This is a genomic window from Amycolatopsis kentuckyensis (assembly GCF_002155975.1).
Classification (GTDB): domain Bacteria; phylum Actinomycetota; class Actinomycetes; order Mycobacteriales; family Pseudonocardiaceae; genus Amycolatopsis; species Amycolatopsis kentuckyensis.
Window position 1 is genome coordinate 1 of sequence record NZ_MUMI01000236.1, and the last position, 5,747, is coordinate 5,747.

6 protein-coding genes are annotated in these 5,747 nt (G+C 70.1%); 5 read left to right on the forward strand and 1 reads right to left on the reverse strand.

The window, feature by feature from the left end; all coding sequences use genetic code 11:
* Positions 1-455 precede the first annotated feature (455 nt).
* From gap to CCN39_RS22980, 5 genes are all read left to right on the forward strand, one after another.
* Complete coding sequence (gene gap / locus CCN39_RS22960) at positions 456-1,460, forward strand: type I glyceraldehyde-3-phosphate dehydrogenase (RefSeq protein ID WP_086845176.1); 1,005 nt, start codon at positions 456-458, stop codon at positions 1,458-1,460.
* Positions 1,461-1,465: 5 nt separating this feature from the next.
* A complete protein-coding gene (locus CCN39_RS22965; RefSeq protein WP_086845178.1) occupies positions 1,466-2,680 on the forward strand; it encodes a phosphoglycerate kinase in 1,215 nt (404 codons plus the stop codon).
* Positions 2,680-3,465, forward strand: coding sequence for a triose-phosphate isomerase (tpiA, locus tag CCN39_RS22970; RefSeq protein ID WP_086845179.1), 786 nt, complete (start codon positions 2,680-2,682; stop codon positions 3,463-3,465). The genes CCN39_RS22965 and tpiA overlap by 1 nt, the downstream gene beginning before the upstream one ends.
* Positions 3,466-3,592: 127 nt before the next feature.
* Positions 3,593-3,823, forward strand: coding sequence for a preprotein translocase subunit SecG (secG, locus tag CCN39_RS22975; RefSeq protein ID WP_086845181.1), 231 nt, complete (start codon positions 3,593-3,595; stop codon positions 3,821-3,823).
* A gap of 108 nt (positions 3,824-3,931) precedes the next feature.
* Positions 3,932-4,276, forward strand: coding sequence for an RNA polymerase-binding protein RbpA (locus CCN39_RS22980; protein WP_043788280.1), 345 nt, complete (start codon positions 3,932-3,934; stop codon positions 4,274-4,276).
* A gap of 314 nt (positions 4,277-4,590) precedes the next feature.
* Here the strand turns inward: CCN39_RS22980 and CCN39_RS22985 are convergent.
* Positions 4,591-5,747, reverse strand: a 1,157-nt coding sequence (locus CCN39_RS22985) for a sensor histidine kinase (protein WP_434781120.1), incomplete at its 5' end; no start/stop codon positions are given.

Consider the following 5,747-nt stretch of genomic DNA (forward strand, 5'->3'; position numbering starts at 1 on the left):
GAACCCGGCGCGACGGACGAAGGTTCCCGTCCTCCTCGCGGCCGGGAACCTCCGCGCCGGCCACCGGAGAGCCGTCGCTGGATCGGTCGAGTCACCGACCTCACGTGCCGCCCCGCGGACCGCCGCCGAGCCCGGCGCAAGCCCTCCTTCGCCTGAATCGATCAAGCCCGAACACGCGCTCCGCCGCCGACCCCGGCCACGACCGTTCCGCACCCGGCACGATCAGCCGGAACCGGTCCCGCCACCCGGACCCGTCACCCCCGCTGGTCCGCCGCGCTCCACCCCCGGAACACCCCGCGTGGCCGGCCCGCTTCTTAATCGATTCTTGACCCGTTCGCCAAGTGGTGGAAGTCTCGTCAGGGCAGTCAGGGACGCGCATGCCCGCACGCTAGGGTGGCCGCGAGCCCGCAAGTCACGGCCGGGGGTCCCGGCCGATCCTCAGAGGAGTGGCAGCAGTGACCGTTCGCGTAGGTGTCAACGGCTTCGGCCGCATCGGCCGCAACTTCTTCCGCGCCGTGCAGGCCAGCGGCCACGACATCGAGGTCGTCGCCTTCAACGACCTCGGCGACGTCGCCACCATGGCCCACCTGCTGAAGTACGACTCCATCCTGGGCCGGTTCCCGGGTGAGGTCAGCGTCAGCGACGAGGGCATCGTCGTGGACGGCAAGACCATCAAGGCCCTCGCCGAGCGCGACCCGGCCAACCTGCCCTGGGGCGAGCTGAACGTCGACGTCGTCCTCGAGTCGACCGGCTTCTTCACCAACGCCGACGCCGCCAAGGCGCACATCGCCGGCGGTGCCAAGAAGGTCATCATCTCCGCGCCCGCCAAGGGCGAGGACCTGACCGTCGTCCTCGGCGTCAACGACGACAAGTACGACGGCTCGCAGGTCATCATCTCGAACGCGTCCTGCACCACCAACTGCCTCGGCCCGCTGGCCAAGGTCCTCAACGACGCCTTCGGCATCGAGCAGGGCCTGATGACCACGGTCCACGCCTACACGCAGGACCAGAACCTGCAGGACGCCCCGCACAAGGACCTGCGCCGCGCCCGCGCCGCCGCCCTGAACGTCGTCCCGACCTCGACCGGCGCCGCCAAGGCCATCGGCCTCGTCCTGCCGGAGCTGCAGGGCAAGCTGGACGGCTACGCGCTGCGCGTCCCGATCCCGACCGGCTCGGCCACCGACCTCACGGTCACCCTGACCAAGGCCGCCACGGTCGAGGAGATCAACGCCGCCTACAAGGCCGCCGCCGAGGGCCCCCTCGCCGGCATCCTGCGCTACTCGGACGACCCGATCGTGTCGGCGGACATCGTCACCGACCCGGCGTCCTGCATCTACGACGCGCCGCTGACCAAGGTCATCGGCAACCAGGTCAAGGTCGTCGGCTGGTACGACAACGAGTGGGGCTACTCCAACCGCCTCGCCGACCTGGTCAAGCTCGTCGGTTCGAAGCTCGCCTGAACCCGATGAGCGTCAAGAACCTCGACGACCTGCTGGGCGAGGGCGTTCAGGGTCGCTTCGTACTCGTGCGCAGCGACCTGAACGTCCCGCTCGACGGGGACCGCATCACCGACGACGGCCGGGTCCGCGCCGCGCTGCCGACGATCAAGAAGCTCGCCGACGCGGGCGCGAAGGTCGTCGTCACCGCGCACCTCGGCCGTCCGAAGGGCGAGCCGGACGCGAAGTACACCCTCGCGCCCGTCGCGAAGCGGCTTTCGGAGCTGCTCGGTGCCGAGGTCGCGCTGGCCGGTGACCTGGTCGGCGAGTCCGCGAAGGCGCTGACCGGCGGCCTCGCCGACGGCGGTGTCGTCCTGCTGGAGAACGTGCGCTTCGACGCGCGCGAGACCAGCAAGGACGCCGTGGACCGCTCCGAGCTGGCCGCCGAGCTGGGCGCGCTCGTCCCGGGCGGCGCGTTCGTCTCCGACGGCTTCGGCGTCGTCCACCGCAAGCAGGCCTCGGTCTACGAGGTCGCGTCGGTGCTGCCGGCGTACGCGGGCGGCCTGGTGCTGGCCGAGCTGGACGTGCTGAAGAAGCTGACCGACGACGTCCAGCGGCCGTACGTGGTCGTGCTCGGCGGCGCGAAGGTGTCCGACAAGCTCGGCGTCATCGCGAACCTGCTGACCAAGGTCGACCGGCTGCTCATCGGCGGCGGCATGGCGTACACCTTCCTCAAGGCCCAGGGTCACGAGGTCGGCCAGTCGCTGCTGCAGGCCGACCAGCTCGACCAGGTCAAGGGCTTCCTCGCCGAGGCGGACAAGCGCGGCGTCGAACTGGTGCTGCCGGTGGACGTGCTGGCGGCGACGGAGTTCTCGGCCGACGCCGAGCACGAGGTCGTCGACTCGACCGCCATCCCGGCCGACCGCCAGGGCCTCGACATCGGCCCGCGCTCGCGCGAGCTGTTCGCGAGCAAGCTGGCCGACGCCAAGACCGTGTTCTGGAACGGCCCGATGGGCGTGTTCGAGTTCGAGGCGTTCTCGGGCGGCACCCGTGCCGTGGCCGAGGCGCTCGTGAAGAGCGACGCGTTCACGGTGGTCGGCGGCGGCGACTCGGCGGCCGCGGTGCGGCAGCTGGGCCTGCCCGAAGACGGCTTCTCGCACATCTCCACCGGCGGCGGTGCCTCCCTGGAGTACCTCGAAGGCAAGGAACTGCCGGGCGTGGTCGCCCTGGAGGAGAAGAACTAGTGGCACGCAAGCCGTTCATCGCCGGCAACTGGAAGATGAACCAGAACCACCTCGAGGCGATCGCGCTCGTCCAGAAGATCGCCTTCGCGCTGCCGGAGAAGTACTACGCGAAGGTCGACGTGGCGGTGCTGCCGCCGTTCACCGACATCCGCAGCGTGCAGACCCTGGTCGACGGCGACAAGCTGTCGCTGACCTACGGCGCGCAGGACATCTCGCCGTACGACTCGGGCGCCTACACCGGTGACATCTCCGGCCTGATGCTGGCGAAGCTGGGCTGCAAGTTCGTCACCGTCGGGCACTCGGAGCGGCGCGAATACCACGCCGAGACCGACGAACTGGTCAACAAGAAGGTCAAGGCCGCGCTCAAGCACGGCATCACGCCGATCCTCTGCATCGGGGAGAAGCTCGAGGTCCGCGAGGCCGGCGAGCACATCCACCACACCACGACGCAGCTGATCGAGGGCCTGAAGGGCCTCAAGGCCGAGCAGGTCTCCGGCGTGGTGGTCGCGTACGAGCCGGTCTGGGCGATCGGCACCGGCAAGGTCGCGTCGTCCGCGGACGCCGAAGAGGTCTGCAAGGCCATCCGGGCGACCCTCCAGGAGAAGTACGGCGACGAGGTCGCTTCGTCCGTCCGGGTGCTCTACGGGGGATCGGTGAAGTCGGGCAACATCAGCGAGCTGGTGGGCTGCGAGAACATCGACGGTGCCCTGGTCGGCGGAGCGAGCCTCGACGGCGAGGAGTTCACGAAACTCTGCGCACTCGCCGCGGGCGGGCCGCTGCCCTGATCGAGGCCACGACCGGGTAGCCTGTGTATCCGGTCCGTCACACAGCAGTGGACGAGTCCAGGGGTACGGTGGTGGTCGGAAACGACCATGCCGTACCCCTGCATTCTCCTAGAGCCCAGAGGATGACATGAAGCTGTTCCTGCAAATCCTGTTGATCGTCACCAGCGTCTTCCTGGTGGTCGCGGTGCTGCTGCACCGGGGCCGGGGCGGTGGCCTGTCGTCGCTGTTCGGCGGCGGGATGCAGTCGAGCCTGGCGGGGTCGAGCGTGGCCGAGAAGAACCTCGACCGGATCACCCTGCTGCTGGGCGCGGTCTGGCTGATCAGCATCGTGGGCCTGGGTCTGCTGCTCAAGGTGTGAGGCGTCCGGCGTTCCGTCGTCGGCCGCGACCGGGTCTCAGGCGGCGGGGCGCAGCGATTCGGCGTGCCTATTGGGGGGCGCGCCGCCGATTCCTAGGTGTGAGGATTCATGGTTGGCGGTAACGCGATTCGGGGCACCCGGGTGGGTGCTGGTCCTACGGGCGAATCGGAACGGGGTGAATCGGCGCCACGACGCCGCATCTCCTACTGGTGTGCCAACGGGCACGAGGCTCGGCCGTCGTTCGCGCTCGACGCGGAAATCCCGGACGAGTGGGACTGCCCCCGCTGCGGGCTTCCCGGCGGGCAGGACGAGAAGAACCCGCCGGCCGCGCCGCGGACCGAGCCCTACAAGACGCACCTGGCCTACGTGAAGGAGCGGCGCAGCGACGCCGACGGCGAGGCCATCCTGGCGGAGGCGCTCGACCGCCTGCGCAAGCGCCGGGAAATCCTCTAGCGGTTCTGGCTGGAAGCCACCCCGAGGGAAGCGGACCCCTCGAGGTGGCTTTTCGCGCGCTCAGCGCGGCTCACCCCGTGCCTGAAGGGCCGACACCCGTGCTTGAAGAGTCGACACGCGTGCTTGAAGGGTCGACACGGGTGATTGAAGGGTCGACACGAAGCCGGAGCCGTGTCGACCCTCCGATCACGCGTGTCGACCGCTCAATCACGTGTGCTGACCGCTCAATCACGCGTGCCGGCCTCCGGAGCACGGTGTGAGCGCCGCCGGAACTGTCGGTCCCCGCCGGTAAGCTGGATACCGGGGGCCGGAGGTCAGCGGTCCAGCGGGTACCGCGCCCGGACGCGGAAGCCGCCGTCCTCGGTTCCCGACGTCTCGAAGCTTCCGCCGAGCAGGCGCGCCCGCTCGGCCAGGCCCGTCAGGCCGTGGCCGCCCGACGGCAACCCCTCCGTCGGACGGCTCGCCCGCTCGTTGCGCACCTCGATCTTGAGCGCACCGTGCTCACCCTGGATGCGGATCGTCGCCGTCGCGCCCGGGGCGTGCTTGTGGACGTTCGTCAAGCACTCCTGCACCGTCCGGTACGCCGCCGCCGAGACCTGGTTGGGCAGGGCCTCCGGCAGGTGCTCCACCGTCAGGTGCACCGGGACGTCGGACGTGCGGATCAGCCGGTCGAGCTCGTTGATGCCCGGCCGCGGGCCGTCGTCGTCCGAGCCGGCCCGCAGCACACTGACCAGGGACCGCAGTTCCTCCAGCGTCCGCTTGGACAGCGTGCGGATGACCTGCGCGGTCTCCAGCGCCCGGTCGTCGGTGGTCTGGGCCTGCAGCGCGCCGGCCTGCATGGCGATCAGCGTGATCTGGTGGGAGACGACGTCGTGCATTTCGCGGGCCAGCCGGGCACGTTCCTCGGCGCGGACGGCGTCGGCGTGGAAGCGGCGCTCGCGGTCGCGGCTCGTGGCCAGCTCGGCGAGCTTGTTCGAGACCTCCGTGCGGGCGCCGATCAGCAGGCCGATCGCGATCGGCATGCCGGCGACCAGGACGCCGTAGATGCCGTCGAGGATGTGCTCACGCCAGCTGAGCTCGGCGAAGTCCTCCAGCGGCCACTGCACGAACCGGCACGTCCACACCAGCGCCGCGCCGACCCAGACCTGCCAGTGCAGCTGACGGCGGGTGGCGAGCATGCCGAGCGTGATCATCGACGCGAGCTGCGCCCAGCCGGCCAGGAAGCCGGGGACCGCGACGAGCACGGCCAGGAACGGGAACTTCCGGCGGAACACCACCGCGAGGCACGCGGCGCCGGAGAGCCAGATCGAATAGGGCTGGGCCTTCTCGGGGATCACCAGCCAGACGTCGAGCACGGCCAGGATGACGGCGGCCGCCTCGATGGCGAACGTGACCACAGCGGGGCGGGGCACCGAGCCGAACAGGCTCAGCCCGCGCTTGCGGACCCGCTCGGCGGCCGACGGCCCCGAGC

Bases quoted from the DNA above. Each gene is read 5' to 3' on its own strand.
- CCN39_RS22965 (WP_086845178.1), top strand. From the start codon at position 1,466: ATGAGCGTCAAGAACCTCGACGACCTGCTGGGCGAGGGCGTTCAGGGT.
- secG (WP_086845181.1), top strand. From the start codon at position 3,593: ATGAAGCTGTTCCTGCAAATCCTGTTGATCGTCACCAGCGTCTTCCTG.
- CCN39_RS22980 (WP_043788280.1), top strand. From the start codon at position 3,932: ATGGTTGGCGGTAACGCGATTCGGGGCACCCGGGTGGGTGCTGGTCCT.